General features: G+C 70.9%; 29 protein-coding genes. 14 read left to right on the forward strand and 15 right to left on the reverse strand.

The window, feature by feature from the left end; all coding sequences use genetic code 11:
* Positions 1 to 249: 249 nt before the first annotated feature.
* Positions 250 to 1,716: a sensor histidine kinase gene (locus CCN42_RS04690; protein ID WP_086168694.1), complete on the forward strand. Its 1,467-nt coding sequence runs from the start codon at positions 250 to 252 to the stop codon at positions 1,714 to 1,716.
* A 176-nt stretch (positions 1,717 to 1,892) separates the two neighbouring features.
* Here CCN42_RS04690 and CCN42_RS04695 read toward each other — a convergent pair whose 3' ends face one another.
* A complete protein-coding gene (locus tag CCN42_RS04695; protein ID WP_003992873.1) occupies positions 1,893 to 2,150 on the reverse strand; it encodes a WhiB family transcriptional regulator in 258 nt (85 codons plus the stop codon).
* 319 nt (positions 2,151 to 2,469) lie between these two features.
* Positions 2,470 to 3,438 (reverse strand): diacylglycerol/lipid kinase family protein, encoded by a 969-nt coding sequence (locus CCN42_RS04700; RefSeq protein ID WP_086733197.1) that lies wholly within the window; start codon positions 3,436 to 3,438, stop codon positions 2,470 to 2,472.
* Between the two features lie 222 nt (positions 3,439 to 3,660).
* On the opposite strand from CCN42_RS04700, the gene CCN42_RS04705 reads away from it, so the two are divergent.
* Positions 3,661 to 4,107, forward strand: a complete 447-nt coding sequence (locus tag CCN42_RS04705; protein ID WP_086168696.1) for a hypothetical protein — start codon at positions 3,661 to 3,663, stop codon at positions 4,105 to 4,107.
* Between the two features lie 11 nt (positions 4,108 to 4,118).
* Here CCN42_RS04705 and CCN42_RS04710 read toward each other — a convergent pair whose 3' ends face one another.
* The 3 genes from CCN42_RS04710 to CCN42_RS04720 all read right to left on the reverse strand — a co-directional run bounded on the left by CCN42_RS04710 (position 4,119) and on the right by CCN42_RS04720 (position 6,235).
* Entirely contained in the window at positions 4,119 to 5,267 is a 1,149-nt protein-coding gene (locus tag CCN42_RS04710) for an RNA polymerase sigma factor SigF (RefSeq protein WP_169731403.1), read from the reverse strand.
* 17 nt (positions 5,268 to 5,284) lie between these two features.
* A complete protein-coding gene (locus CCN42_RS04715) occupies positions 5,285 to 5,698 on the reverse strand; it encodes an ATP-binding protein (RefSeq protein ID WP_015657891.1) in 414 nt (137 codons plus the stop codon).
* Between the two features lie 276 nt (positions 5,699 to 5,974).
* On the reverse strand, positions 5,975 to 6,235 hold the full coding sequence (locus CCN42_RS04720) for a UBP-type zinc finger domain-containing protein (RefSeq protein ID WP_086168698.1): 261 nt from the start codon (positions 6,233 to 6,235) through the stop codon (positions 5,975 to 5,977).
* A gap of 61 nt (positions 6,236 to 6,296) precedes the next feature.
* Here CCN42_RS04720 and CCN42_RS04725 point away from each other — a divergent pair, with 61 nt between their 5' ends.
* Both CCN42_RS04725 and CCN42_RS04730 read left to right on the forward strand, forming a co-directional pair.
* Positions 6,297 to 7,889 carry a Na+/H+ antiporter gene (locus CCN42_RS04725; protein WP_086733199.1) on the forward strand — a complete coding sequence of 531 codons (1,593 nt, stop codon included), beginning with the start codon at positions 6,297 to 6,299 and terminating at the stop codon, positions 7,887 to 7,889.
* 145 nt (positions 7,890 to 8,034) lie between these two features.
* Positions 8,035 to 8,586, forward strand: coding sequence for a toll/interleukin-1 receptor domain-containing protein (locus CCN42_RS04730; RefSeq protein ID WP_086733200.1), 552 nt, complete (start codon positions 8,035 to 8,037; stop codon positions 8,584 to 8,586).
* A 28-nt stretch (positions 8,587 to 8,614) separates the two neighbouring features.
* On the opposite strand, the gene CCN42_RS04735 is transcribed toward CCN42_RS04730, so the two are convergent.
* Both CCN42_RS04735 and CCN42_RS04740 read right to left on the reverse strand, forming a co-directional pair.
* Complete coding sequence (locus tag CCN42_RS04735) at positions 8,615 to 9,517, reverse strand: 1-aminocyclopropane-1-carboxylate deaminase/D-cysteine desulfhydrase (protein WP_086733201.1); 903 nt, start codon at positions 9,515 to 9,517, stop codon at positions 8,615 to 8,617.
* 42 nt (positions 9,518 to 9,559) lie between these two features.
* Positions 9,560 to 10,150: an N-acetylmuramoyl-L-alanine amidase gene (locus CCN42_RS04740; protein ID WP_086733202.1), complete on the reverse strand. Its 591-nt coding sequence runs from the start codon at positions 10,148 to 10,150 to the stop codon at positions 9,560 to 9,562.
* Between the two features lie 304 nt (positions 10,151 to 10,454).
* On the opposite strand from CCN42_RS04740, the gene CCN42_RS04745 reads away from it, so the two are divergent.
* The 3 genes from CCN42_RS04745 to CCN42_RS04755 all read left to right on the forward strand — a co-directional run bounded on the left by CCN42_RS04745 (position 10,455) and on the right by CCN42_RS04755 (position 14,089).
* The gene (locus tag CCN42_RS04745; RefSeq protein WP_086733203.1) at positions 10,455 to 11,861 is read left to right on the forward strand and encodes a family 2B encapsulin nanocompartment shell protein; all 1,407 of its coding nucleotides are present in this window, start codon (positions 10,455 to 10,457) and stop codon (positions 11,859 to 11,861) included.
* Positions 11,862 to 11,973: 112 nt separating this feature from the next.
* Positions 11,974 to 13,314, forward strand: coding sequence for a family 2 encapsulin nanocompartment cargo protein polyprenyl transferase (locus CCN42_RS04750; protein ID WP_245877148.1), 1,341 nt, complete (start codon positions 11,974 to 11,976; stop codon positions 13,312 to 13,314).
* 172 nt (positions 13,315 to 13,486) lie between these two features.
* Entirely contained in the window at positions 13,487 to 14,089 is a 603-nt protein-coding gene (locus CCN42_RS04755) for a GNAT family N-acetyltransferase (protein WP_086733204.1), read from the forward strand.
* A 7-nt stretch (positions 14,090 to 14,096) separates the two neighbouring features.
* Here the strand turns inward: CCN42_RS04755 and CCN42_RS04760 are convergent, their stop codons facing one another.
* On the reverse strand, positions 14,097 to 14,687 hold the full coding sequence (locus tag CCN42_RS04760; RefSeq protein WP_086733205.1) for a TetR/AcrR family transcriptional regulator: 591 nt from the start codon (positions 14,685 to 14,687) through the stop codon (positions 14,097 to 14,099).
* A gap of 108 nt (positions 14,688 to 14,795) precedes the next feature.
* Between CCN42_RS04760 and CCN42_RS04765 the strand changes: the two genes are divergently transcribed.
* The 3 genes from CCN42_RS04765 to CCN42_RS04775 are packed head-to-tail and all read left to right on the forward strand — an operon-like array spanning position 14,796 to position 16,191.
* Positions 14,796 to 15,380: a dihydrofolate reductase family protein gene (locus tag CCN42_RS04765; protein ID WP_086733206.1), complete on the forward strand. Its 585-nt coding sequence runs from the start codon at positions 14,796 to 14,798 to the stop codon at positions 15,378 to 15,380.
* Positions 15,381 to 15,434: 54 nt separating this feature from the next.
* Positions 15,435 to 15,731 carry a hypothetical protein gene (locus tag CCN42_RS43660; protein ID WP_086733207.1) on the forward strand — a complete coding sequence of 99 codons (297 nt, stop codon included), beginning with the start codon at positions 15,435 to 15,437 and terminating at the stop codon, positions 15,729 to 15,731.
* A gap of 28 nt (positions 15,732 to 15,759) precedes the next feature.
* The gene (locus tag CCN42_RS04775) at positions 15,760 to 16,191 is read left to right on the forward strand and encodes a YciI family protein (protein ID WP_086733208.1); all 432 of its coding nucleotides are present in this window, start codon (positions 15,760 to 15,762) and stop codon (positions 16,189 to 16,191) included.
* 168 nt (positions 16,192 to 16,359) lie between these two features.
* On the opposite strand, the gene CCN42_RS04780 is transcribed toward CCN42_RS04775, so the two are convergent.
* Positions 16,360 to 17,100 carry a VOC family protein gene (locus tag CCN42_RS04780; RefSeq protein WP_086733209.1) on the reverse strand — a complete coding sequence of 247 codons (741 nt, stop codon included), beginning with the start codon at positions 17,098 to 17,100 and terminating at the stop codon, positions 16,360 to 16,362.
* A gap of 72 nt (positions 17,101 to 17,172) precedes the next feature.
* On the opposite strand from CCN42_RS04780, the gene CCN42_RS04785 reads away from it, so the two are divergent.
* Entirely contained in the window at positions 17,173 to 17,604 is a 432-nt protein-coding gene (locus CCN42_RS04785; RefSeq protein ID WP_086733210.1) for an HIT family protein, read from the forward strand.
* Here the strand turns inward: CCN42_RS04785 and CCN42_RS04790 are convergent.
* Positions 17,588 to 18,058 (reverse strand): hypothetical protein, encoded by a 471-nt coding sequence (locus CCN42_RS04790; RefSeq protein ID WP_245877149.1) that lies wholly within the window; start codon positions 18,056 to 18,058, stop codon positions 17,588 to 17,590. The two genes, CCN42_RS04785 and CCN42_RS04790, sit on opposite strands and share 17 nt — an antisense overlap.
* 152 nt (positions 18,059 to 18,210) lie before the next feature.
* Positions 18,211 to 18,606, reverse strand: coding sequence for a superoxide dismutase, Ni (sodN, locus tag CCN42_RS04795; protein ID WP_020136639.1), 396 nt, complete (start codon positions 18,604 to 18,606; stop codon positions 18,211 to 18,213).
* A gap of 145 nt (positions 18,607 to 18,751) precedes the next feature.
* Here sodN and sodX point away from each other — a divergent pair, with 145 nt between their 5' ends.
* On the forward strand, positions 18,752 to 19,186 hold the full coding sequence (sodX, locus tag CCN42_RS04800; protein WP_086733211.1) for a nickel-type superoxide dismutase maturation protease: 435 nt from the start codon (positions 18,752 to 18,754) through the stop codon (positions 19,184 to 19,186).
* Here sodX and CCN42_RS04805 read toward each other — a convergent pair.
* Positions 19,090 to 19,719 (reverse strand): CGNR zinc finger domain-containing protein, encoded by a 630-nt coding sequence (locus CCN42_RS04805; protein WP_086168712.1) that lies wholly within the window; start codon positions 19,717 to 19,719, stop codon positions 19,090 to 19,092. The genes sodX and CCN42_RS04805 overlap by 97 nt on opposite strands.
* Positions 19,720 to 19,820: 101 nt before the next feature.
* Between CCN42_RS04805 and CCN42_RS04810 the strand changes: the two genes are divergently transcribed.
* On the forward strand, positions 19,821 to 20,603 hold the full coding sequence (locus CCN42_RS04810; RefSeq protein WP_086733212.1) for a class I SAM-dependent methyltransferase: 783 nt from the start codon (positions 19,821 to 19,823) through the stop codon (positions 20,601 to 20,603).
* Between the two features lie 59 nt (positions 20,604 to 20,662).
* On the opposite strand, the gene CCN42_RS04815 is transcribed toward CCN42_RS04810, so the two are convergent.
* Genes CCN42_RS04815 through CCN42_RS04825 form a run of 3 tightly spaced genes read right to left on the reverse strand, consistent with a single transcriptional unit; the run spans position 20,663 to position 23,414 of the window.
* Positions 20,663 to 21,469: an amino acid ABC transporter ATP-binding protein gene (locus tag CCN42_RS04815; protein ID WP_281259467.1), complete on the reverse strand. Its 807-nt coding sequence runs from the start codon at positions 21,467 to 21,469 to the stop codon at positions 20,663 to 20,665.
* Positions 21,466 to 22,404, reverse strand: coding sequence for an amino acid ABC transporter permease (locus tag CCN42_RS04820; protein WP_086168714.1), 939 nt, complete (start codon positions 22,402 to 22,404; stop codon positions 21,466 to 21,468). Before CCN42_RS04820 ends, CCN42_RS04815 begins: the two co-directional genes overlap by 4 nt.
* Positions 22,405 to 22,445: 41 nt before the next feature.
* Complete coding sequence (locus CCN42_RS04825; protein WP_086168715.1) at positions 22,446 to 23,414, reverse strand: ABC transporter substrate-binding protein; 969 nt, start codon at positions 23,412 to 23,414, stop codon at positions 22,446 to 22,448.
* Between the two features lie 550 nt (positions 23,415 to 23,964).
* On the opposite strand from CCN42_RS04825, the gene CCN42_RS04835 reads away from it, so the two are divergent.
* A partial coding sequence (locus tag CCN42_RS04835; RefSeq protein WP_086733213.1) for an NAD(P)-dependent malic enzyme occupies positions 23,965 to 24,960 on the forward strand: 996 nt, incomplete at its 3' end.

The raw sequence follows: 24,960 nt of genomic DNA on the forward strand, positions 1-24,960 counted from the left end.
AGGAAGACGGACCGAGGAACCGGAGCTCTCTGCCCTGACTGCCCCGGCTCCTCATCCTTCGGCCGACCGGGACCGCACACCCCACGGCCGATATTGCTCCGGGCTGCGGTGCCGGGAGGGTTGAGGGTCCCTCCCAGGCGCCGCGGCCCGCGGGTGTCTCCGGGCCCGTGCGGGGCCGTACGGCAGCGCCCGAGGCCGCACATTTCAGTGCCGTACAGACCCCCGGGTACGCTCGCACCCGTGCCCTCCATGAACGAACTGGTCCGCCAGCACACCGCCCTCGACGACTCCGACCTCGAGTGGCTGCATCTGCTGGTCTCGGAGTGGCAGCTGCTCTCCGACCTCTCCTTCGCCGACCTGGTCCTCTGGGTCCCCACCCGCGACGGCACCCGTTATGTCTCCGTCGCCCAGATGCGGCCGAACACCGGCCCGACCTCCTACCAGGACGACATGGTCGGCCACCTGGTCCCCCGTGGCCGCCGCCCCATGCTGGACGTGGCGCTCGACGAGGGCCGGATCGTGCGCGAGGGCGACCCGGAGTGGCGCGAGGAGGTCCCCGTCCGGGTCGAGTCGATCCCCGTACGGCGGGAAGGGCGCGTCCTCGGCGTCATCGCCCGCAACACCAACCTGCTCACCGTGCGCACCCCGAGCCGACTGGAGCTGACCTACCTCCAGTCCGCCTCGGACCTCGCCCAGATGATCGCGGCCGGCGCCTTCCCCTTCGCCAACCAGCAGGTCGACATGGACGCCTCGCCCCGCGTGGGCGACGGCCTGATCCGGCTCGACGCGGACGGCATCGTCCAGTACGCCTCGCCGAACGCCCTCTCCGCCTACCACCGCATGGGCCTCGCCGCCGACCTGGTCGGCCACCACCTCGGCCGGACCACCGCCGAACTGGCCCCCACCCGCGGACCGGTGGACGAGGCACTGGCCAAGGTGGCCAGCGGATGGGCGCCCCGCGAGTTCGAGATCGAGGCCAAGGACGGGGTGATCCAGTTCCGGGCGATCCCGCTCAAGCCCAAGGGGACCCGCATCGGTTCCCTGGTGCTGCTCCGGGACGTCACCGAACTGCGCCGACGCGAACGCGAGTTGATCACCAAGGACGCCACCATCCGGGAGATCCACCACCGGGTGAAGAACAACCTCCAGACGGTGGCCGCCCTGCTGCGCCTCCAGGCCCGGCGGATCGAGTCGGAGCGGGGCCGCGCGGCGCTCGAAGAGGCCGTACGGCGTGTGGGCTCGATCGCGATCGTTCACGAGACGCTGTCCCAGAACCTGGACGAGCGGGTGGAGTTCGACGAGATCGCCGACCGCGTCCTGGCCATGGTCGCCGAGATCTCCCCGGGCAAGGTCACCGGCCGGCGCACCGGCCGCTTCGGCATCCTCGACGCCGAGGTCGCCACCCCGCTGTCCATGGTGCTGACCGAAGTGCTGCAGAACGCCCTGGAGCACGGCTTCCGGGAGGGCGACACCGGCACCGTGGAGGTCTCGGCGGTCCGCGGCGGCACCTCGAAGGAGGCCCGCCTCCTGGTCACCGTCCAGGACGACGGCGTCGGCCTGCCACCCGGCTTCGACCCGCGCACCTCCGGCAACCTGGGCCTGCAGATCGTGCGGACGCTGGTCGAGGGGGAGTTGGGCGGCACTTTCGACATGGTCCCGGCTCCGGAGCGCGGCACGCAGGTGATCCTGGACCTTCCGGTACGGGCGCAGAAGTAGGACGGCGAGCGGGAAAGCAAAGAGCCCCGGACCTTGGCGGGTCCGAGGCTAGTGCTCGCTGCTGCTCTGCTCGTTTGCTAAGCGCATCGGGGTACTGCGCGCTGCGTGCTCGGGGGCGGGAGTTGCGTACTCGCTGTACGCGCCGCCAAGCTCAGGCTGTCAGCGGGGTGGGTGTGTCAGGCGGAGGCCTGACGGGCCCGGTTGCGGGCGGCGCGGCGCTTCATCGCGCGGCGCTCGTCCTCGCTGAGACCACCCCAGACGCCGGAGTCCTGGCCGGACTCGAGCGCCCACTGCAGACACTGCTCGATCACCGGGCAGCGACGGCAGACGGCCTTGGCTTCCTCGATCTGCAGCAGCGCAGGACCGGTGTTGCCGATGGGGAAGAAGAGCTCGGGGTCTTCCTCGCGGCAAACGGCGTTGTGACGCCAGTCCATGGCTGCTACCTCTCCTTGGTATTACGTGCAGGGTTGCTTGTGAATGTGAACGCTTTCACGAATCCCTCAACAAGTGAAGGGCCGACTGCCAGGTTCTCTGGCGTGGTCCTTGGTTTGAGGAGGGGTTCCGGTGATCTGTGGGGGCCGTTCCTGCGGGCCGTCCCGATCGCCACGTAGAGACTCGCAAACCTCAGCGGCGGATACAACCCCTTCCGGAAAGTTTTTTTTGATTCCTCGGTGTCGACTAGGTCACAGCCGTACTTCCATGGGGTGGATCCTGGCCTAAACGTTCGAGTGAAAGGACTTTAGCCCCTTCTGCTCACACAATCACACGCAGTGCACGGCGTACGCCTGTGAACGTCACGCTCGTACGCAGCCCCAGGTGGTCACCGTCCATCTGGAGGGGCAGGGGCACCTTCGAATGCAAGGTGAACTCGGTCAGGTCGTGCAGGGACACGGCGTGCCTGCCCCGGGGTCCCCGCTCGGGGGACGAAGTGAGCAACTGGGTGCCATACCGGGCAACCGAGGCCGTGGACAGGCGGCTGAGACCGAATACGTCGAGGCCCGTGTCGAACGATGCCTTAGGTGACGCATACATGGGGCGATTGCCGAGGAACGTCCACGGGGCGGTGTTCGAAACTATGGACAGCACCAGATCCGTCGCCAGTTCCTCGCCGCCCCGCTCCAGGGAGATCGTGCCGTGCCGGCGATGCGGCTCGCCGAGGAGCTGGCGCACCACCTGGCGGACGTAGAGGGCGTGCGTCGACTTCTTGCCGCGTTCGCGCTGCTGCTCGACCCGGCCGACCACACCCGCGTCGAAGCCCAGTCCCGCGTTGAAGGTGAACCAGCGCGACGGGACGGACTCGTCCTCGGAGCCCGGGGTCCCGGAGGTCAGTCCCAGTCCGACCGTGCGCTCCCGGCCCTCGCGCAGCGCGTCCAGCAGGGCGCCGGTCGCCTCCACGGCGTCATTGGGCAGGCCCAGTGCGCGGGCGAAGACATTGGTGGAGCCGCCGGGAACCACGGCCAGGCCGGGCAGCCGGTCGGGGTCGGGGCCGGCGTGCAGCAGGCCGTTGACGACCTCGTTGACCGTGCCGTCGCCGCCGAGGGCCACGACCAGTTCGATGTCCTCGCTCTGCGCCGCGTGCCGGCCGAGGTCACGTGCGTGACCGCGGTACTCGGTGGTGACCGCCTCGAGCTTCATCTCGCTCGCGAGCGCGTGGATCAGGACATCGCGCGTACGTGCGCTTGTGGTGGTTGCCGCCGGATTGACCACGAGAAGTGCACGCATGGATGGCAGCGTACCTACTGGGGGGTACTTGGCCCAGACCGGAGTGGGGATCACGTGAGAGTTCCCGGCGTGAACCTCGACACGAGGGCGCGAGGGGAGTAAAGGCGCCTGCCCGGCCCCATGCGCGCCCGGGTCCGCCTGCGCCACGGTGCTCCGCCTTCCACCGCGCGGAGCGCCGCACCTCGCCCACGGGGGCTCCGCCCCGGCCGCTACCCTGCAAGGGTGAGCTCTGCGCAGAACCCCAGCCCTGAGACCGCCGATCAAGCGGGCCCGCGTCCCGTCCGGCTGACCGCCGCGGCGGCCCTGGCCGGGCTGGAGGGCCTGGCGCTGGTGGTCGGCGGCGTCTGGATGCTCGTCCTCGGGCTGACCGGCGAGCCGGACGACCGTCAGCAGGCCGTCACCGGCGGTGTGACCCTGATCGTGCTCGCGCTGCTGCCGCTGCTCGCGGCCCGGGGTCTGCTGGCCCGGCGCAGCTGGAGCCGCGGACCCGCGATCATCACCCAGATCATGGCGCTGCCCGTGGCGTACAACCTGCTCCAGGCCGACAGCATGTCCATCCCGGCCGGAATCGCGCTGGCCGTCGTCGCCGTCGCCGCGCTCGTGCTGCTGATCAACGCCGAGACGACCCGGGCCCTCGGCATCCGCGGGCCCGGCAACGCCGAGAAGTAACCGGCCCCCGGCTACTCCTCCACCAGCAGCTTCTCCCGCAGCTGCGCCAGCGTGCGCGCCAGCAGCCGGGAGACGTGCATCTGCGAGATGCCGACCTCCTGCGCGATCTGCGACTGGGTCATGTTGCCGAAGAACCGCAGCAGAAGGATGCGCTTCTCGCGCGGGGGCAGGTCCTCCAGGAGCGGCTTGAGCGATTCGCGGTACTCGACGCCCTCCAGTGCCTCGTCCTCCGCGCCCAGCGTGTCCGCGACCGCCGGGGACTCGTCGTCGGTGTCGGGGACGTCCAGGGACAGCGTGGAGTACGCGTTGGCGGACTCCAGGCCCTCCAGGACCTCCTCCTCCGAGATCGCCAGCTTCTCCGCCAGCTCGTGCACCGTGGGGGAGCGGCCGTGCAGCTGCGACAGCTCCGCCGTGGCCGTGGTCAGGGAGAGGCGCAGCTCCTGCAGCCGGCGCGGCACCCGCACCGCCCAGCCCTTGTCGCGGAAGTGCCGCTTGATCTCGCCGACGACCGTCGGGGTCGCGTAGGTCGAGAACTCCACGCCGCGGTCCGGGTCGAAGCGGTCGACCGACTTGATCAGACCGATGGTGGCGACCTGGGTCAGGTCGTCCAGCGGCTCGCCCCGGTTGCGGAAGCGGCGCGCGAGGTGCTCCACCAGCGGCAGATGCATCCGGACTAGCCGGTTGCGCAGCTCCGCGTACTCCGGGCTGCCCTGCGGCAGCGAGCGCAGCTCGACGAACAGGGCACGTGCCCCGCTGCGGTCCTGAGGGTCGTGGTGCGCGGGAGACGCGCCCCGCGCGGCCACCGCGTCGTCCTCGGAATTTCGCTCGTGCTCGCTCATCGTCCCGCCCGTCGCCCTTCCCCGAGCCCGCGCCTCGGCCCGGACAGGGGAGCCCCCGTTCCGCCGCTCCAGAGGCGCGCCCTGCACGGCACTGTCCTGATCCCGCTGCCCGTCGCCGGGGAAGTCCGTCCGAGGGGAGTCCTCCTCCGGATGCGGCCGGGCCTGCTCGGGGATGCCGTCGATGCCGTCCGCCATGCGTCGGGAACCGCTCGGGCCGCCCGCACCCGCCGGACCGCCCGCACCCGCCGAACCGTCCGGTCCGGCCGGCCGGACCGTGCCCTCGGCCGGCAGCTCCCGTGTGCCGCGCTCTTCGTCCCGCACCGGCCCGTCCCCGTTCCTCACGCCGGCCCGGGTCCCGCGCCGCGCTGTTTGTAGAGGCTGATCGAAACGGTCTTGTCGTCGTCCACGGCGGAGGAGACCTTGCCCGCCAGTGCGGACAGCACGGTCCAGGCGAAGGTGTCGCGCGAAGGGGCGTGACCGTCCGTGGTGGGCGCGGAGACGGTGACCTCCAGCGAGTCGTCGACGAGCCGGAAGACACAGCTGAGCACCGAGCCGGGCACGGCCTGCTGAAGCAGGATCGCGCAGGCCTCGTCCACCGCGATGCGCAGGTCCTCGATCTCGTCCAGGGTGAAGTCCAAACGGGCCGCGAGGCCGGCCGTGGCCGTCCGCAGCACCGACAGGTAGGCACCCGCAGCCGGCAGCCGGACTTCGACGAAGTCCTGGGTCGCGGGCTCGCCTGCGATCTGGGACACCCTCACCTCCAAGGTGGTACAAGCTCAACGGGGCCGAGGGTCGCCCCCCGGGGGTAACGCGATGTGTGGTTCAGCGGTGACGCTACCGCGCTCTCGATTTTCCTGTCCCCGGGACCCCAACCCCCTGCTGTCACTCATAGTAAACACATGAACACGCACAGTGGCTAGAGGGTGGGCGGACCCAATTCGGAACAGGGGGCGCCGGGTTGACGTACCCCGGCGTCAGACGCTCGAACCGTCCGGATCCGAGCCTCCGGAGCCGGGGTCACGAACGGATCACACCAGCACGTGGTCGACGAAGCACCAACGCCAATTCTCACCCGGTTCGAACGTTCGCATCACCGGGTGGCCGGACTTTTCGTGGTGCTCCGTGGCGTGCCGTCCCGGCGAGGAGTCGCAGCAGCCGACGTGACCGCAGGTGAGGCACAGCCGCAGCTGCACCGGATGCGTACCGGCCGCCAGGCACTCCGGACAGGTCTCGCTCAGCGCGGAAGGTTCCGGGTGCGGCAGCGCGTCGGCATGCGTGCACTGTTTCATGATTGCCAGATTACGACGGGTGTGCGGATGACCGCGCGGAAAACGAAGGCGGGCGAGAGCCATGGACGTGATGCCCCTGCTGTTGCTGGTGGCCGGGAGCGCCGTGATCGCCGCGGCCGGCCGCCGCACGCCGGTGCCGGCACCGCTGCTGCTGGTCGCGGCCGGACTGGCGGTGTCGTCCGTTCCGGGCGTCCCCGAGTTCGCCCTCGACCCGCACATCGTCCTGCCGCTGCTGCTGCCCCCGCTGCTGCACACCGCGGCCACCGACAGCTCGTACCTCGATCTGCGCGCCCAACTGCGGCCGGTGGCCCTGCTCTCGGTGGGCTACGTCCTCTTCGCCACCGTGGCCGTCGGCTGGGCCGCCTATCTGATCGTGCCCGGGCTGCCGCTGACCGCCGCGCTGGTCCTGGGTGCCGTCGTGGCACCGCCGGACGCGGTCGCCGCCACGGCGATCGCCCGCCGGGTGGGGCTGCCCTCCCGGATCACCACCATCCTCCAGGGCGAGTCCCTGGTGAACGACGCCACCGCGATCACCGCCTACCGCGTGGCCCTCGCCGCGGCCGTCGGCGAGGGCGCCACCTGGGCCGAGGGGGTCGGCGACTTCCTGCTCGCGGCGGTCGGCGGCATCGGCATCGGACTGCTGCTGATGGTGCCGATCCACTGGCTGCGCACCCGCCTCAAGGAGGCGCTGCTGCAGAACACGCTCTCCCTGCTGATCCCGTTCGCGGCGTACGCCGTCGCCGAGGAGGTGCACGCCTCCGGAGTCCTCGCGGTCGTGGTCGTCGCCCTCTATCTCGGCCACCGCGCGTGGGAGGTCGACTTCGCGACCCGGCTCCAGGAGGAGGCGGTGTGGAAGATGGTCGCCTTCGTCCTGGAGTCGTCGGTGTTCGCGCTCATCGGACTCCAGCTGCCGGTGGTGCTGCGCGGCCTCGGGGACTACGAGGGCGTCGACGCCGCCTGGTACGCGGTCGCCGTCTTCGTCGTGGTGGTCGTCGCGCGATTCGTCTGGGTCTACCCGGCGACGTTCCTGCCCCGGGCGCTGTCCCCGCGGATCCGCAAACGTGAGGACAACCCCACCTGGAAGGGGGCGTTCATCATCTCCTGGGCCGGGATGCGCGGCGTGGTCTCCCTGGCCATCGCCTTCTCCATCCCGATGACGGTGCACGGCGAGGACTTCCCCGGCCGCAACCTCATCCTCTTCCTGACCTTCACCACCGTCATCGGCACCCTCGTCGTCCAGGGCCTCACCCTGCCGCCGCTCATCCGCCTGCTGCGCCTGCCCGGCCGCGACCCGCAGGCCGAGACCCTGGCCGAGGCCAACGCCCAGGCGCAGGCCTCCCGCGCCGCCGAGCAGCGCCTCGACGCACTCCTCGCCGACGAGCGCAACGCCCTCCCGCAGCCGCTCGCCGACCGGCTGCGCACCGTCCTGGAACGCCGCCGCAACGCGGTGTGGGAACGCCTCGGCCAGCCCAACCCGATCACCGGGGAGACCGCCGACGACACCTACCGCCGGCTCGCGCGGGAGATGATCGGCGCCGAGCGCGAGGTGTTCGTCAAGCTGCGCGACCTGCGCTACATCGACGACGAGATGCTGCGGACCCTGCTGCGCCGGCTGGACCTGGAGGAGGCGGCGGCGTACCGGGAGGCCACGTGATGAGCGCCGACCCGTGCGCCGATCGGGGCGCAGGGGGATCATTGGCCCCGCGACGCGGGAACTGCGCAGCCGCGGCGATCGTGGAACACCTGGGAAGCGCGGACACGCGGGGCACGAGCGGGACTTGGCGACTCGGAGGGGCGCGGTGAGCGGCACCACACAGCGGTACTTCATCAGTTACGCGGGCGTGGACCGCTCCTGGGCCGAGTGGGTGGGGTACCACCTGGAGCAGGCCGGCCACCGGGTCACGCTCGACGTGTGGGACTGGCGCACCGGCGACGACTTCGTGCAGCGGATGGACGAGGGGCTGGTGCAGGCCGACGCGGTCGTGGCGCTGTTCTCCAAGTCCTACTTCGAGCCCGGCCGGTGGACCGGCGAGGAATGGTCCGCCGTGATCGCACGCCGCGACCGCATCATCCCGCTCGCCATCGAACCGCTCACCAACCGCGACATCCCCCCGATGCTCGCCACCCGGGTCCGCATGGACCTCCACGGGCTGGACGAGAAGGACGCCGTCGCGGCCCTGCTGGCGGCGGTCGGCGGAGGCGTACGGCCGAGCAGCCCGCCACCGTTCCCGGGCGGGCCCGCCGCGCCGCGCCAGTCGAGCAGCCCGCCGCCGTACCCGGGGACCGCCGCGGCTGCGACAGCGGCGGCCGCGCCGGCGAAGCCGGACCAGCCGAAGACCGGGACGGCCTGAACCAGCCGAAGGCCGAGACGGCCAGAGGTCACGGCTGAGGCGCGCCGGTGATCACGGCGGCCACCACCGTCCCCGGCGCGAACGCGCCCTCGTCCGCCAGCGCGACAAGGCCGTACAGCATCTTGGCGACATAGAGACGCTCCACGCCTGTCCCGTGCCGTCTCTCGAAGTCGTCGGCGAACCGGTGGAGTCCGGGCGTGGTCCGGGCGTACCCCCCGAAGTGGAACCGCTCGTCGAGCCGCCAGTCGCCCTGCGGCCCGCCGAACGTCCGCTCCTGCAACGTCCGTATCTCGTCGCCGAGGAAGCCCCCTTTGAGCACGGGGATCCCCAGCGCCCGCTGTCCCGGTGCCAGGCCCGCCGCCAGTCCGGCCAGCGTGCCCCCGGTGCCGCAGGCGACCGCCACCACGTCGGCCCGCCCGCGCAGTTCCTCGCCGAGGGCCCGGCAGCCGCGGACCGCGAGGGCGTTGCTGCCGCCCTCGGGAACGACACAGGCCTCCTCGGCGCCGGCCGCGCGCAGCACACGCGCGAGAGTGGCCGGATTCGTCTTGTGGCGATACGTCGATCTGTCGACGAAGTGCAGCCGCATGCCGTCGGCCGCGCACCGGGCGAGGGAGGGGTTGAGGGGGCGGTCGGCCAGTTCGTCGCCCCGGACGACGCCGATCGTGGGGATGCCGAGCAGGCGGCCCGCGGCAGCGGTGGCGCGCAGGTGGTTGGAGTACGCGCCGCCGAAGGTGACGATCGGCCGGCCGTCCGCCGCCGCCAGATTGGGCGCGAGCTTGCGCCACTTGTTGCCGATCAGGTCGGGGTGGATGAGGTCGTCCCGCTTGAGCAGCAGCCGCACACCGAGCCGGGCGAACCGGTCGTCCCGCACCTCCTGCACGGGGGAGGGCAGCCGCGGGTGCAGGGCGGCGAGGGTGTCGTGGCTGGTCACCGCACCATTGTCACCCTGCCCGTGGCCCCCGTCCCGGCGGTCTCACTTCAGCCGGGCGCGGATCCGCTCGCGCATCGACTCCATGGTGAAACCGCGCGGATCGACCTTCCCGGGCTGCCACTCCTTGTGCCCGATGACCGACCGCTCCGTCCACCCGTGGTGGCGGCAGATCGCGGCGGCGGCCCGCTCGACGGCCTCCAGCTGGGCGTTGGGCCAGGGGTCCTCGCCGTCGCCGAGGTTCTCGCACTCGAAGCCGTAGAAGTGGCGGTTCCCGTCCGTGTTCGCCTCGTTCTCGCGCGGCAGCGCCTTCTCCGCGATCACCGCGCGCAGGACCTCGTCGTCGCCCATCCCGGCGTGGTTGGCCCGGCCGTGGCCGACGAGATGGACGGTGCCGTCCTTGGTGATGACGCCGTGGCACAGCGGCCCCGGCAGGTCCGCGTGGCCCTGCCGGCACAGCTCCACGGTGTGTTCGCTGCCCCGGGTGACCGTGTGGTGCAGCATCACACCGTGGACGGGCCCCCACGGGCCCTTGTGATCGCGGTTGTGATGCCGCCAGTCGCCGACTTCGACGACCGTGACGCCTTCCGTCCGCAGGACGTCGAGGAACCGGTCCGCGGACATGGGTGAGGCCATGCGCGCCCCTTTCGCTGGTGCGGGGCGGCCGCGCGCCGCGACCTCCCGTACCGCTGCTTCTACCGAAGCGCGATGACGCGGAACCATCCATTCGCACAGCGTGCGAGCCGATCCGGACAGTCGGCTTCCGGCTACGCCCCGAAACGAACCCGTCGAAGGTCCCTATGTGTGCCCCGGCGCGCGTTGATCCATTCCCGCTCTTTCGGGTAATAGCACGAGCACGTTGGGTGATGGAAGGGTTGGTCGCGAGATCGGTGCCCGGCGCAGATCGCTGCCAGGCATGACCGGGAGGGGTAAATCTTCTATGTCGGTAGGCGAAGAGGTCCGCACGGAGCAGGGCAGGCCTCAGCAGAGCCTCGGGACCGCTGCCGCGCGAAACCTGGCCACCACCACCAAGTCCGTCCCACAGATGCAGGAGATCAGCTCCCGCTGGCTGCTGCGCAATCTGCCCTGGGTGGACGTACAAGGCGGTACGTACCGGGTGAACCGACGGCTGACCTTCGCAGTGGGCGACGGGCGCATCACCTTCGTGAAGACCGGTGACCGTGTCGAGGTCATCCCCGCGGAGCTCGGCGAACTGCCCGCGCTGCGGTCGTACCAGGACGAGGAGGTGCTGACCGAGCTGGCCCGGCGCTGCGAGCAGCGGGAGTTCTCCGCGGGCGAGGTGATCGCCTCCTTCGGCAGCCAGACCGACGCGGTCTATCTCCTCGCGCACGGCCGGGTGGAGAAGGTCGGTACCGGCCCTTACGGCGAGGACGAGAGCCTGGGCGTCCAGGCCGACGGCTCCTACCTGGGCGATCAGGCGCTGCTCGGCGGGGACGGCATCTGGGAGTACACGGCCCGCGCGATCACTCCGTGCACCGTCCTCGTGCTGTCCCGGCAGCACTTCGAGCAGGTCGCCGAGCGCTCCGAATCCCTCCGCGGCCACCTGGAGCAGCTGCGCTCGCTGCCCCGGCAGCGCACCAACAAGTACGGCGAGAAGGAGATCGACCTGGAGGCCGGTCACACCGGTGAGCCGGACATCCCGCACACCTTCGTCGACTACGAGGCCCGGCCCCGCGAGTACGAACTGAGCATCGCCCAGACCGTGCTGCGCATCCACTCGCGCGTGGCGGACCTCTACAACCAGCCGATGAACCAGACCGAGCAGCAGCTCCGGCTCACCGTGGAGGCGCTGAAGGAGCGCCAGGAGCATGAGCTCGTCAACAACCGGGAGTTCGGCCTGCTCCACAACTGCGAGTACGACCAGCGGATCCAGCCGCACGACGGAGTGCCCAGCCCCGACGACATGGACGAGCTGCTCAGCCGACGGCGCGGCACCAAGATGTTCCTCGCGCACCCGCGCGCCATCGCCGCGTTCGGGCGCGAACTGAACAAGCGGGGCCTGGTGCCGGAGACGATCGACATCGGCGGCAACCGCATCCCCACCTGGCGGGGTGTGCCGATCTACCCGTGCAACAAGATCCCGGTCACCGAGGCGCGCACCACCTCGATCATCGCGATGCGTCTCGGCGAGGCCGACCAGGGAGTCATCGGACTGCGGCAGTCCGGCATCCCGGACGAGATCGAGCCGAGCCTGTCGGTACGGTTCATGGGCATCAACGAGCAGGCGATCATCAAGTACCTGGTGACGGCGTACTACTCGGCGGCCGTCCTCGTCCCGGACGCCCTCGGTGTCCTGGAGAACGTCGAGATCGGCCGCTGGCAGTGACCTTCCTGGCCGTGCGTCCGTGTCCCCGCGCCGTCGGGCGGGTAGATCTCCCGGGTACGCGCCTGTCCGGAGCGGACACGCCACCGTCCGCGCGGCCCGCGAGGGGGATCCTGTGACCGAGTCCATGACGCAGGCCGAGCCGCGCCGCGCCGGGACGCGCGGCGGCGTCACCGGTCCGCGCCCTGCGGCTTCGCACCGGGACATCGACACGCGCGAAAGGCGGATTTCCATCGCGACGGACCCGGACCCGGACCCGGTCGCCGAGTCGGACCCGGTCGCCGAGTCGGGCACGGACACCGAGTCGGACCCGGTCACCGAGTCGGGCACGGTCACCGAGTCGGACCCGGACACCGATACGGGCACGGACACCGATACGGGCGATACCGGTTCGGGCACGGACACCGGCACGGACAGCCGGCCGGGCCGGTCCACCGGCGACGAGGCTGCGGTGATCCTGGAGAGCGCCCGGGCGTCGGTCGATCCCCAGCTGCGCGCGGCCGTGGACTCCTTGCCGGGTGCGATGCGCCGGATCGCGCGCTACCACTTCGGCTGGGAGCACGCTGACGGCACCCCGGCAACGGGCAACGCGGGCAAGGCGATCCGGCCCGCCCTCGTCCTCACCGCGGCGGCCGCGCTCGGTGGCCCCGCTGCCCACGCGGCGGCCGTGCGGGCTGCCGTGGCGGTGGAGCTGGTGCACAACTTCACGCTGCTGCACGACGACGTGATGGATCGGGACACCACCCGCCGGCACCGTCCCACCGCGTGGACGGTGTTCGGCGACGCCGACGCGATTCTCGCCGGTGACGCACTCCAGGCCCTCGCCCTGCGGCTGCTCGCCGAGGACCCGCACCCGGCGTCGGCGCCCGCGGCGGCCCGGCTCGCGGCCTGTGTGGTCGAACTCTGCGAGGGCCAGCACGTGGACACCGCGCTGGAGCGGCGTGCCCCCGCCGAGGTCGCCCTGGACGAGGTGCTGGGCATGGCCGAGGCCAAGACCGGGGCGCTGCTGGGCTGCGCGTGCGCGCTGGGCGGACTGTACGCGGGGGCGGCCGCCGAGGACGTCGAGGCGCTGGACGCGTTCGGCCGGGAGGCCGGGCTCGCTTTCCAGCTGATCGACGACGTCATCGGCATCTGGGGCGACCCCAGCCGCACAGGGAAGCCGGCCGGGGCGGATCTCGCGGCCCGCAAGAAGTCCCTGCCGGTGGTCGCCGCGCTGGCCTCCGGCACCCCTGCGGCGGCGGAACTCGCCGAGCTGTACCGAGCGCCGTATGACGGCGAGGACCTGGAGCCGATCGTCCTCGCCGTGGAACGGGGGGGCGGCCGGGACTGGGCCCAGGTCCAGGCGGCCGACCACATGGCCCGGGCGATGCAGGAACTGGCCCGCGCCATCCCGGATCCGGAGGCGGCGGGCGGACTCCTCGCCCTCGCCGAGTTCGTCACCCGCAGAACCGCCTAGACCCCGGGGCGCCCGGCACCGCGCGGCTCCTGACCCCGCACGGTGACCGGGGGCTCCGGCCCATGGGTCCCGCACTTCCCCACGGTGTGCGGGACCCGCGCCGTCCCCCGCCCCGCGACCGGCTACGCTCAACGGCCGTACGACCTGGGCAGGTTGAGACAAAGGGGCGGGCATGGGCGTGGCCATCCGGACGGCGGGGGAGAGCGACCGGGAGCTGGTCGTCCGGCTGCTGGACGAGTCGTTCCGGGAAGACCCGGTCAGCCGCTGGGTCTTCCCCGGCGACGCGTACCTCGCCCGCACCCATCACAAGCTCATGGCCGCCTTCACCGACATCGTGCTCGCCGAGGGGTGGGTGGACGTCACCGAGGACGGCTCGGCCTGCGCGCTCTGGCTGTCGGTGCCCGCGGCCGACCCGGCCGGCGCCGGGCACGACGAGGGCCCCGCCCAGGTCCGGGCGGCCGTCGACCCGGCGAACGAGCGCGTGGAACTGATCGGCCGGCTCACCGGGGAGATCCACCCCGCCGGCCGCGCCCATGAGTACCTGTGGATGATCGGCGTGACGCCGGACCGCCGGGGCGAGGGCCTCGGCACCGCGCTCATGATGCCGGTCCTCGACGGCTGCGACCGCGAGGGACGGCCGGCCTACCTGGAGGCGAGCAACGCCGACAGCCGCCGGCTGTACGAGCGGCTCGGCTTCACCGTGATGACCGACCGGGTGCTGACCCTGCCCGACGGCCCCACGATGTGGCCGATGTGGCGCGAGCCGCGCGGCTGATCCCGGGTCATCCCTCCGGCACCACCGCCGTCACGATCCGGGCGACCAGCCCGTCCGGGACGGATGCCCCCGCCAGCACGCCGTCCAGTACGCCGGGGAGCGTGGTCAGCTCGACCATCAGCCCGAGCATGGCCAGGTAGAGCACGACGACCGTCGTGTCGCCGCCCGGCAGCCCCGCCTCGCGGTGGAACTCCATGCCGTACTCCAGCTGGGAGCGCACCGACTTGGTGTACGACTCGCGCAGCGCGGGGCGGCGGGTCGCTTCGAGGCGCAGTTCCAGGAGGGCCAGATAGCCGGTGCGGTCTCGGGCGATCCGGCCGATCAGGTCGTGCATCAGTGCGGTGACCAGGGCGCGGTCCTTCGGTGCTCGCATCAGTCCTTCCAGCACCTGTGGGTCGGGCGCCAGCCGGGCGTGCACCCGGGCGTCGATCTGGCGCAGCAGATCGTCGCGCCCGGCGAAGTAGTTGGAGGCGGTGCCCACCGGCACTCCGGCCTCGGCGTCCACCGCGCGGAACGTGAGGCCGCGTGCCCCCTCACGGGCGAGTACCTCGATACCGGCGTCCACGAGGGCGGCCCGGCGCTCCGGATTGCTGGCCATGCGGAACTTCCTCTCCCACTTGTCCCCGACTCGGAAAAACCCTTGCAACCACTACAGGCGGAGTACTACAACTGGAGTGGTCATCACAGCCTACGAACAGAGGCCGGCTTGCGAAAGCTCACGTACTTCATCGCCTGCTCGATCGACGGGTTCATCGGGGACCCGGAGGGCGACGCGTCGACGATGTTCCGCTTCATCGACGAGGAGTTCCTCTCCTTCATCAAGGAGGAGTATCCGGAGACCATGCCGACCCTTGGCCGCCGGGCGTTCGGCATGGACGACCTGCCGAACAAGCGGTTCGACACCATCATCCAGGGCCGCGGCAGCTACGACCTGGCCCTGAAGGAGGGCATCACCAGCCCGTACGCCCATCTGCGCGAGTACGTCGCCTCGCGCACCCTGACCGAGTCCCCGGACCCGAACGTCGAGATCGTCGCCGACGACCTGGTGGGCAGGGTCCGCGCGCTCAAGGCGGAGGACAGCCCGCTCGGCATCTACCTGTGCGGCGGCGCGCAGATCGCCGGTGAGCTGATCGACGAGGTCGACGAGATCGTCATCAAGACGTACCCCCTCGTGTACGGCTCGGGCATGCCGATGTTCGGCTCGGGCTTCGCCGCCACCGAGTTCGCCCTGGAGTCGGTGCGCGGCCTGAACAACGGCATGGTGGTGCGGACGTACAGCAGGAAGCGGTGAGGTACGGGCGTACGGCGGCGGGCGCGCGGCCGTCGGCCGTCCTACCCTGAGGGCATGGACAGCGAACAGCACGCCTGTCCGGTCTGCGGGCAGCCCGTCGAAACGGTCGTCCGGCGGCACAAGACGCTGGGCGCATGGGTGCCGACCTGGGTGGCGGGCCCGTGCCGGAACCCCCAGTGCGCGGCCGGTGCCCAGGGGGGCGCCGAAGCCGCCGCCGGGCGGCCCGGGCGCCCCGCCGGGCCGGCACCGCCCACCCGGGAGGTGCGGCACGCCGGGCACGCCGGTCCCGCCCGGGGTCTGAACGAGAGCCCAGGGCCAGGTCCCGGACAGAGCCCCGAGGCGCAGCGCTGAATCCGTATCCGAAGCAAGGAGCGCGCCCATGAAGTACCTCGTCGTCGTACAGGGCACCCAGGCGGACTACGAGGGCATGCGCGGCCGGGCCACCCCGCACGCCCCCGTGTGGTCCGAGGACGACTTGAAGTCCATGTACGCGTACATGGGGGCGATCAACGCCGAGCTGGCCGAGACCGGTGAGCTGATCGACGCCCAGGGCCTGGCCGAACCCGCCCGCATCCGGCTGGTCACGCGGGGCGCGCAGGGCCGTACGGTCATCGTCGACGATCCGTACGACGTGGTGGAGGTGCTGCCGGCCGGCTACTGGGTGCTGGACTGCGCGAGCCTGGAGCGGGTCACGGAGATCGCCGAACGCGTCACGCGCTGCCCCGCTCCGGACGGAGTCCCCGACCTGCCGGTGGTGATCCGGCCCCTCCTGGACGGCGCCGACGACATCCAGACCACCCCGGACCGTTAGGGCCTGTCGTTCGGATCACCCCGGCGTCGCGGGGTCTGGCACGCGCTCCCCCATGGCACGCACTCCCCCAAGCTCTGCGAGCAGGGGGCACCCCCAGGCCGCGTTGTCGTCGGTCGCCGACGCTCCGCGTCGAGCCAGCCGCGTCACCAACCTGTCCGAACAGCACACCTAGACCGCCGGCAGGCCGCCGGTCTCCGGGTTCCGGCCCGTCAGGCAGTAGGTGCCGCCCGCCGGGTCGCGCAGCACCGTCCAGTGGGCGCCCCCCGCCACCGGTACCGCGCCGAGCCGTTCGTGGTCCGCGCGGGTCGCCTCGACGTCCGCGCACGCGAGGTCGAGGTGGGCGGAGACCGGCCGCTCGTCACCGAGGCGCTGCAGCAGCACCCGCACCGGCAGCCCGGCCGGCGGCACCACCGCATGGAACTCCGGCAGCGATCCCGGCCGGGACGTCCAGTCGGACAGCAGCGCGCTCCAGAAGGCGACCTCGGTGGCGTAGCGCGACGGCGGGACGTCGAGGCACACCTGGTCCAGACGGCTGCCGCGCACCACGGGGGGCCGGACCGCCTCCCCGTCCCAGGGCACGGCGCAGAACGCCTGCCCGGCAGGTGACCGCAGCACGGCCCAGTCCTGGTGGTCGGCGACCGTCCGCGCGCCCAGCCGCAGCGCGCCGTCGACGAACCGCCGGACGTCCTCCACGGCGAGGTCGAGATGGGCCCCGCCATCCCCGGATTCCACCCCCTGGAGCTTCACACAGGCGTCCGCCCCGCCGCCCGGCAACAGCGTGGCGAACTCGCCGCGCTCGCCGCGGGGCGCGGACATCCGGGTGTCCGTGACGGCCGTCCAGAAGTCGCGGGCCCGGCCCAGGAGGGGAGCGGGGCGGTCGATGAAGGCGTATGTCCAGCGGATGGTCATGCGCGTGATCGTAGAAGGAAGCACCGCGCGGGCCCCGCGAATATCCCGCGCGATCCGAGGAGAGGACTCCCGATGGAACCCTGCGCCTTCTGCGCCGTCGTCGCCGACCCGGACCGTGCCCGGGTCGTCCACGAGGACGCCCACACGGTCGCGTTCTTCCCGCTGACCCCGGCGACCTGGGGACACACCCTGGTGGTGCCGCGGGCGCACTCGGCGGATCTGTGGGAGATGACCGGGGCGGAGGTGGGGCGGCTGATGGACGCCGTGCTGACGGTGGGCGGGATACTGCGCTCCGTCCTCGCCCCGGAGGGCATGAACGTCATCAACTCGGCCGGGCGGGCCGCCACCCAGACGGTCTTCCACACCCATGTCCACCTGCTGCCGCGGCACTCCGGCGATGCGATGGGGGACTTCTGGCCACCGCGCCAGGCGCCCCGTGACGAGGCTGCCCTGGACGGGCTGGCCGAGCGGCTCAGAGCCGCAGGCCTCAGCTCAGGACGATGACGAGCGCCAGTTCCGTGAGGACCAGCGCGCCGTAGAACAGTCCGAGGCTGTCGGACAGGACGGCGCGGTACAGCGGTGCGTCCGGGCGGAACGGCCGTACGTCCATGGACAGCACCTCGACCGTGCTGTCAGGGCGGCGTGCGGCGTCGTAGAGCCGCCGGTAGAGCCGTTCCTGGCGCAGGAAGTGCGCGTCGAGGAACCAGAAGCACAGCAGCGGCACCACCCCCGCGCCCGCCACCGTCCCGCTCTTCTGGCCGGCCGACAGCGCGAGGAAGCCCGCGCCCAGCGTGAGCGCCCAGCCTTTGACCAGGAACGAGTTGGTGCCAAGGCGGGCGATCGTCGCCTGGATGAACTCCAGGTGCTTGACCCGGTCGGCGTCCAGCGGCTGCCGGCCGACGCCGTCGGCTCCGCCCGTACCGTCGGCTCCGCCGACACCGTCGTTCAAGGCGGTCACGCGTGAAGTCCCCCGTCCGGACGCCGGTTCGTCCCTGCCGTTCGATGCTAGCGAACACCGAAGGGGGCCGGTCGGTGTTCCGACCGGCCCCCTGGCATGCCCGGTGACCTGCGATGGTGCACCGATCGCGGGTCGAGAGCGGGGCCCTTGGGTCAGGCCTTCTTGGTCTCCCAGAAGATCTTGTCGATCTGGGCGATGTAGTCCAGCGCCTTCTGGCCGGTCGCCGGGTCGGTGGACGCCTTGGCGGCCGAGAGGGCCTTCAGGGTGTCGTTGACCAGCTGGTGCAGCTCCGGGTACTTCTCGAAGTGCGGGGGCTTGAAGTAGTCGCTCCAGAGCACCGAGACGTGGTGCTTGGCGAGCTCCGCGCGCTGCTCCTTGATGACCGTGGCACGCGCCTGGAAGTGCGGGTCGTCGTTGGCGGCCATCTTCTCCTGGACGGCCTTCACCGACTCGGCCTCGATGCGGGCCTGGGCCGGGTCGTACACACCGCAGGGCAGGTCGCAGTGCGCGCTGACCTTGACCTTGGGGGCAAACAGGCGGGAAAGCATGGAGCGTTCCTTCCTCGTGATCGTCTTCTCAGGTGGGACATTACTCCCTGCGGGACGGGTTTTCGCGAGTGCCCCCTTGGGCTTAGGACAAAAGTCCGGGGTGAGACTGAGACTGGTGGAGGATCGAACCGGGGAGGTGCCGGGTATGCGGGAGCCGTCGCGAGGGACCGAGCGCGAAGGGGCGGTGGCGCCCTTCGGGCTGGCCGAGGTGACCGGGCCGTCCATGGTGCCCACGCTGCTGCACGGGGACCGGCTGGTGGTGCACTACGGTGCCCGGGTACGGCCCGGTGACGTGGTGGTCCTGCGCCATCCGTTCCAGCAGGACCTGCTGGTGGTGAAGCGGGCCGCGGAGCGCCGCGACGGCGGCTGGTGGGTGCTCGGCGACAACGCGTACGCGGGCGGCGACAGCACCGACTACGGCACCGTCCCGCAGGAGCTGGTGCTGGGCCGGGTCCGCTTCCGGTACCGGCCGCGCAAGCCGGATCAGCGCTCGCCGCTGGCGGTGCTGCGCTGGGCGCTGTCGGCGGCCAGGCCGGTCTTCTGCGACCGGTCGGCCTCCAGGCGCTTGCGGGCGCGGTAGGCGGCCACGTTCGCCCGGGTGGCGCAGCGGTCGGAGCAGTAGCGCCGGGAGCGGTTGGTGGAGGTGTCGAGGTAGGCGTTGCGGCACGGCGCCGCCTCGCACAGGCCGAGGCGGTCCACGCCGTACTCGGTGAGGTGGAAGGCCAGGCCCATCGCCGCGATGGCCGCGTAGCCGGCGGTCGCGTTCGACGGGTGGTCGGCGAGGTGCATGTGCCACAGGGGGCGGCCGTCCTCGTCCCGGAAGTCGTGGCCGGAGATCTGCGGGCTCACCGGGAACTCGAGGAGCAGCGAGTTCAGCAGGTCCACCGCCAGGGTCTCGTCGCCGTCGTTCGCCGCCTCGAAGACCGCGCGCAGCCGGGCCCGGACCGAGCGGAAGCGGGTGACGTCCGCCTCGGTGGCGCGCCGGGCGGCCGACTGGTTCTCCACGAAGAGGCCGCGGACGGCCTCGACGGACGTCAGCGAGTCCTTGCCCCGGGCCGGCTCCTCGCTGTTGACGAGACGTACGGCGTAGTCCGAGTAATAGGCCAGTTCCACTTGTAGTCCTTACGCGGGCGCTCTAAGGTCGTGCTTGCGGTCGGGTAACAGACGATCGTGCTTCCAGGGTATTACGTACGCGTACGTCAGGGAGGGCGACGATGACGGAGACGGGCACCACGGACACCACCGCGGCCACCGGCACCGACTGGCAGGCCTGGCAGGACAGCTGGGACCGCCAGCAGGAGTGGTACATGCCCGACCGCGAGGAGCGGTTCCGGATCATGCTGGACATGGTCGAGGCGCTCGTCGGCCGCGCACCCCGCGTCCTCGACCTCGCCTGCGGCACCGGCACCATCACCGCCCGGCTCCTCGCCCGCTTCCCCGAGGCCACCAGCACCGGCGTCGACCTCGACCCGGCCCTGCTCACCATCGCCGAGGGCACCTTCGCGGGCGACGACCGGGTCACCCTGGTCACCGCCGACCTCAAGGACCCGGACTGGCCTGCCGGGCTGCCGTACGACTCCTACGACGCCGTCCTCACCGCGACCGCCCTGCACTGGCTGCACAGCGAACCCCTCGCGGCCCTCTACGGTCAGGTCGCGGGGCTGGTCCGCGACGGCGGTGTCTTCATGAACGCGGACCACATGATCGACGACGGCACGCCCCGGATCAACGCCGCGGAGCGCGCCCTGCGCCACGCCCGGATGGATCAGGCCAAGCAGGGCGGCGTGCTGGACTGGGCCGAGTGGTGGCAGCTGGCCGCCGAGGACCCGGTGCTCGCCGGGCCCACCGCCCGCCGCTTCGAGATCTACGGCGAGCACGCCGACGGCGAGACGCCGCCCGTCGCCTGGCACGCCCGTGTCCTGCGCGAGAAGGGCTTCGCCGAGGCCCGCCCGGTGTGGTGCTCGCCCTCCGACACCCTGCTGCTCGCCCTCAAGTGACCCGTACGCGAGGAGGGGCGGCACGGGTGCTCCGTACCGCCCCTCCTCGTACGTGACGCTTACAGCACCTTGGACAGGAACGCCTTCGTCCGCTCGTGCTGCGGGTCGGTCAGGACGTCGCGCGGGTTGCCGGACTCGACCACCACACCGCCGTCCATGAAGACCAGGCTGTCGCCGACCTCGCGGGCGAAGCCCATCTCGTGCGTGACGACGACCATCGTCATGCCGGACTCGGCCAGGTCGCGCATGACGTCGAGGACGTCACCGACCAGCTCCGGGTCGAGCGCCGAGGTCGGCTCGTCGAACAGCATCAGCTTCGGGTCCATGGCCAGCGCGCGGGCGATCGCCACGCGCTGCTGCTGGCCGCCGGAGAGCTGCGAGGGGTAGTTCCCGGCCTTGTCGCCGAGGCCCACGCGCTCCAGGAGCGCCATCGCGCGCTCCTTGGCCTCCGCCCTGCCCTTGCCCCTGACCTGGATCGGGGCCTCCATGACGTTGTCCACGGCCGTCATGTGCGGGAACAGGTTGAAGCGCTGGAAGACCATGCCGATGTCCCGGCGCTTGAGGGCGACCTCGCTGTCCTTCAGCTCGTACAGCTTGTCGCCCTTCTGGCGGTAGCCGACCAGCTCGCCGTCGACGTACAGCCGGCCGGCGTTGATCTTCTCCAGGTGGTTGATGCACCGCAGGAAGGTCGACTTGCCGGAGCCGGAGGGGCCGATGAGGCAGAACACCTCACCCTGCTTGACCTCCAGGTCGATGCCCTTGAGGACCTCGACCGAGCCGTAGCTCTTGTGGACGCCCTCGGCCTTGACCATGGGGACGGCGGCCTGCTTCACGGGCGCGTCCGTCTTGCTGAGCTTCTCGGTCATGCCATGCCCCCCTTCGGGCGGCCAAGGGACAACATGTTGGCCCGTACCTTCTGCCACGGCGTCGGCGGCAGCTGGCGGGAGGAACCGCGGGCGTAGTAGCGCTCCAGGTAGTACTGGCCGACGCTGAACACCGAGGTCAGCAGCAGGTACCAGGCCGCGGCGAGGAACAGCATCTCGGCTGGGGCGCCGGAGGTCTGGCCGATGTCCTGGGCGACGCGGAACAACTCGGAGTACTGGACGACCGAGACCAGCGAGGTCGTCTTCAGCATGTTGATGACCTCGTTGCCCGTCGGCGGCACGATCACCCGCATCGCCTGCGGGATCACGATCCGCCGCAGGGTCTTGGAGTGGCTCATGCCCAGGGCGTGCGCCGCCTCGGTCTGGCCCTCGTCGACCGCGAGCAGACCGGCGCGGCAGATCTCCGCCATGTACGCGGCCTCGTTGAGGCCGAGGCCGAGCAGCACGGTCAGGAACGGGGTCATGAAGTCCGACCACTCGTCCTTGTACACCGGACCGAGGTTGATGTACTCGAAGACCAGGCCCAGGTTGAACCAGACGACGAGCTGCACCAGGACCGGCGTACCGCGGAAGAACCAGATGTAGAACCACGCGATGGTCGAAGTCACCGGGTTGCGGGAGAGCCGCATGACGGCGAGCAGGATGCCGCCGACGATGCCGATCGCCATGGACAGGACGGTCAGCAGAAGCGTCTTGCCGACGCCTTCGAGGACACGGTCGTCGAAGAAGTAGTCGGGGATCGCGTCCCAGTTGATCTTGCCCTGGGAGAACGCGTACACGACCGCGCCGAACAGCGCGAGCGCGACGACGGCGGAGACGTACCGCCCGTAGTGCCGGACCGGGATGGCCTTGATGGCCTCCGGTCCGGCCGGGGGCGTGTCGGCCGGCCCCGTCGTCTTGTCGATGTCAACAGTCACGGGTGTTGCCTTTCAGTGCCCGCAGTGCGGTGGTCACGCCGTCACTTGCCGCCGTTGATGACGGCTTCCTCGACGGCGCCCTCGGCGACGCCCCACTTGTCGAGGATCTTGCCGTACTCGCCATTGGCGATGATCGCGTCCAGGGCGGCCTTCAGCGCGTCCCGCAGCTGGGCGTCGTTCTTGGCGACCGCGATGCCGTACGGCGCCGCTTCCACCTGCTCGCCGACCAGCTGGAAGTCCTTGCCGCCGCCGGAGGTCTTCACGGCGTACGCGGCGACCGGGAAGTCCGAGGAGCCGGCGTCCGCGCCGCCGCCGCGCAGGCGGGTCTGGGCCTGCTGGTCGTTGTCGAAGGCCTCGATGGAGAGCTTCTTGTTCTTCGGGCACTTCTTCGCCTCGGCCTTGGCCAGGTCCTCGGAGACCGTGCCCCGCTGCACCACGACCTTCTTGCCGCACAGGTCGGACCAGGCCTTGATGCCCTGGTCGTCACCCTTCTTGGTGTAGATCGAGACACCCGCGGTGAAGTAGTCGACGAAGTCGACGCCCTCGCCGACCTTCTTGCCGGTGTCGGAGTCGATGCCCTCCTGGCGGTCCTTGGTGTCGGTCATCGCGGACATGGCGATGTCGTAGCGACCCGAGCGCAGACCGGTGATCAGGGAGTCGAAGGTGCCGTTCTCGAACTGGAACTCGACACCGAGCTGCTTGCCCATGGCGGCGGCGATGTCCGGGTCGATGCCGACCGTGTTGCCGGAGGCGTCCTTGAACTCGACGGGCGCGTACGCGATGTCCGAACCGACCTTGATGGCGCCCTTGTCGCGGATCTCCTGGGGGAGCCGGTCGGCCAGCGGCGCCTCCACGGTCCTCGTCGCGGTGTCCGTGCTGCCCGAGCCGCCGGCCTTGTCCGTCTGGTCGCCGCAGCCGGTGAGCAGCAGGGCGCCTGCGACCGCGATCGAGCCGACCGCGGCTAGCCGGGAACGCGCGGCGGTCGGACGACGGGTGGAGCTTGCGGTCATTTTGGGTTCCTCCGGCGGATGGGTGGAGTTGCCGATGGGTCGACGAGAACACACACCTTCGGGTGTCGCGACCTCGTGTGATTACGGCATCTTGCCATTCGGACTGAGCCATTCAGGGGACTCGCCATGTCAAAATCGGATAACGGGTGACCCCCGAACCGCATCACTCCGGACAACACGGCCGCACCTTCTGCGGGAATCCCTCCCTCCGGCCGGAAGATCTTCAGCTCGTCTCACGATGTGGATGTTCGAAACCTGCGCTATGCCGGTTGTCGATCGTTTGTCAAGGGTTTGTCGAGCCCTTGTCCCCATATTCATCCATGAGTCGCGGCACCGGCATGTGACCTTCGTGTTATGGACTCGTCGGCGATGCCCTCTGTCCGGTAAGAAGGTTCTTTACACCCCTCATCCGGGGCAGGGCGCGTGTGCGGCGCGCCCGTCGCGTAGGAGCCCGACGCATCCGTCACGGGGTCCTCGCGGTGCCCGCCCACCCCTCACCAGGAGTGGAACCAAACCCTCAAATCAATGAACACTTAAGGGGTAAAACGAAGTGGCAGCGGAGATCGTCAATCCTCGCAGCGAGACTCATACGGATCAGGAGGGCGGTGCGGAGCCCCTCGATTCCTTCGACCCGGCCTTCGCGCTGCACCGCGGCGGCAAGATGGCCGTGCAGGCCACCGTGCCGGTCCGGGACAAGGACGACCTGAGCCTGGCGTACACGCCCGGCGTCGCGAAAGTGTGCACCGCGATCGCCGAGCAGCCGGACCTCGTGCACGACTACACCTGGAAGTCGTCGGTCGTGGCCGTCGTGACGGACGGTACGGCCGTGCTCGGCCTCGGCGACATCGGACCCGAAGCCTCCCTTCCCGTGATGGAAGGCAAGGCCATCCTCTTCAAGCAGTTCGGCGGCGTCGACGCGGTGCCGATCGCGCTGGCCTGCACCGACGTCGACGAGATCGTCGAGACCGTGGTGCGGCTCGCCCCCTCCTTCGGCGGTGTGAACCTGGAGGACATCTCGGCACCCCGGTGCTTCGAGATCGAGCGCCGGCTCCAGGAGCGGCTCGACATCCCGATCTTCCACGACGACCAGCACGGCACGGCCGTCGTCACGCTGGCCGCGCTGCGGAACGCGGCCCGGCTCAGCGGACGGGAGATCGGGCAGCTGCGGGCCGTCATCTCGGGCGCCGGCGCGGCCGGTGTCGCCATCGCCAAGATGCTGGTCGAGGCCGGCATCGGCGATGTCGCGGTGGCCGACCGCAAGGGCGTCGTCTCGGCGGACCGGGAGGACCTGACGGACGTCAAGCGCCAGCTGGCCGGGTTCACGAACAAGGCCGGTCTCAGCGGCTCGCTGGAGGACGCCCTCGCGGGCGCCGACGTCTTCATCGGCGTCTCCGGCGGCACGGTCGCGGAGGAGGCCGTCGCCTCCATGGCCGAGGGCGCGTTCGTCTTCGCCATGGCCAACCCGAACCCCGAGGTGCACCCGGACGTCGCGCACAAGTACGCGGCCGTCGTCGCCACGGGCCGGTCCGACTTCCCGAACCAGATC

The sequence above is a fragment of the Streptomyces glaucescens genome (assembly GCF_002154375.1).
GTDB classification, from domain to species: domain Bacteria; phylum Actinomycetota; class Actinomycetes; order Streptomycetales; family Streptomycetaceae; genus Streptomyces; species Streptomyces glaucescens.

What these genes read in the sequence shown, in the direction of transcription:
- CCN42_RS04775 (WP_086733208.1), top strand. Translation starts at nt 15,760, where the DNA reads ATGAAGTACCTCGTCGTCGTACAGGGCACCCAGGCGGACTACGAGGGC.
- CCN42_RS04700 (WP_086733197.1), bottom strand. Translation starts at nt 3,438, where the DNA reads ATGCGTGCACTTCTCGTGGTCAATCCGGCGGCAACCACCACAAGCGCA.
- CCN42_RS04785 (WP_086733210.1), top strand. Translation starts at nt 17,173, where the DNA reads ATGGAACCCTGCGCCTTCTGCGCCGTCGTCGCCGACCCGGACCGTGCC.
- sodN (WP_020136639.1), bottom strand. Translation starts at nt 18,606, where the DNA reads ATGCTTTCCCGCCTGTTTGCCCCCAAGGTCAAGGTCAGCGCGCACTGC.
- CCN42_RS04825 (WP_086168715.1), bottom strand. Translation starts at nt 23,414, where the DNA reads ATGACCGCAAGCTCCACCCGTCGTCCGACCGCCGCGCGTTCCCGGCTA.
- CCN42_RS04690 (WP_086168694.1), top strand. Translation starts at nt 250, where the DNA reads ATGAACGAACTGGTCCGCCAGCACACCGCCCTCGACGACTCCGACCTC.
- CCN42_RS04760 (WP_086733205.1), bottom strand. Translation starts at nt 14,687, where the DNA reads ATGGCCAGCAATCCGGAGCGCCGGGCCGCCCTCGTGGACGCCGGTATC.
- CCN42_RS04740 (WP_086733202.1), bottom strand. Translation starts at nt 10,150, where the DNA reads ATGGCCTCACCCATGTCCGCGGACCGGTTCCTCGACGTCCTGCGGACG.
- CCN42_RS04745 (WP_086733203.1), top strand. Translation starts at nt 10,455, where the DNA reads ATGTCGGTAGGCGAAGAGGTCCGCACGGAGCAGGGCAGGCCTCAGCAG.
- CCN42_RS04815 (WP_281259467.1), bottom strand. Translation starts at nt 21,469, where the DNA reads ATGACCGAGAAGCTCAGCAAGACGGACGCGCCCGTGAAGCAGGCCGCC.
- CCN42_RS04695 (WP_003992873.1), bottom strand. Translation starts at nt 2,150, where the DNA reads ATGGACTGGCGTCACAACGCCGTTTGCCGCGAGGAAGACCCCGAGCTC.
- CCN42_RS43660 (WP_086733207.1), top strand. Translation starts at nt 15,435, where the DNA reads ATGGACAGCGAACAGCACGCCTGTCCGGTCTGCGGGCAGCCCGTCGAA.
- CCN42_RS04725 (WP_086733199.1), top strand. Translation starts at nt 6,297, where the DNA reads ATGGACGTGATGCCCCTGCTGTTGCTGGTGGCCGGGAGCGCCGTGATC.
- CCN42_RS04780 (WP_086733209.1), bottom strand. Translation starts at nt 17,100, where the DNA reads ATGACCATCCGCTGGACATACGCCTTCATCGACCGCCCCGCTCCCCTC.
- CCN42_RS04810 (WP_086733212.1), top strand. Translation starts at nt 19,821, where the DNA reads ATGACGGAGACGGGCACCACGGACACCACCGCGGCCACCGGCACCGAC.
- CCN42_RS04755 (WP_086733204.1), top strand. Translation starts at nt 13,487, where the DNA reads ATGGGCGTGGCCATCCGGACGGCGGGGGAGAGCGACCGGGAGCTGGTC.
- sodX (WP_086733211.1), top strand. Translation starts at nt 18,752, where the DNA reads ATGCGGGAGCCGTCGCGAGGGACCGAGCGCGAAGGGGCGGTGGCGCCC.
- CCN42_RS04720 (WP_086168698.1), bottom strand. Translation starts at nt 6,235, where the DNA reads ATGAAACAGTGCACGCATGCCGACGCGCTGCCGCACCCGGAACCTTCC.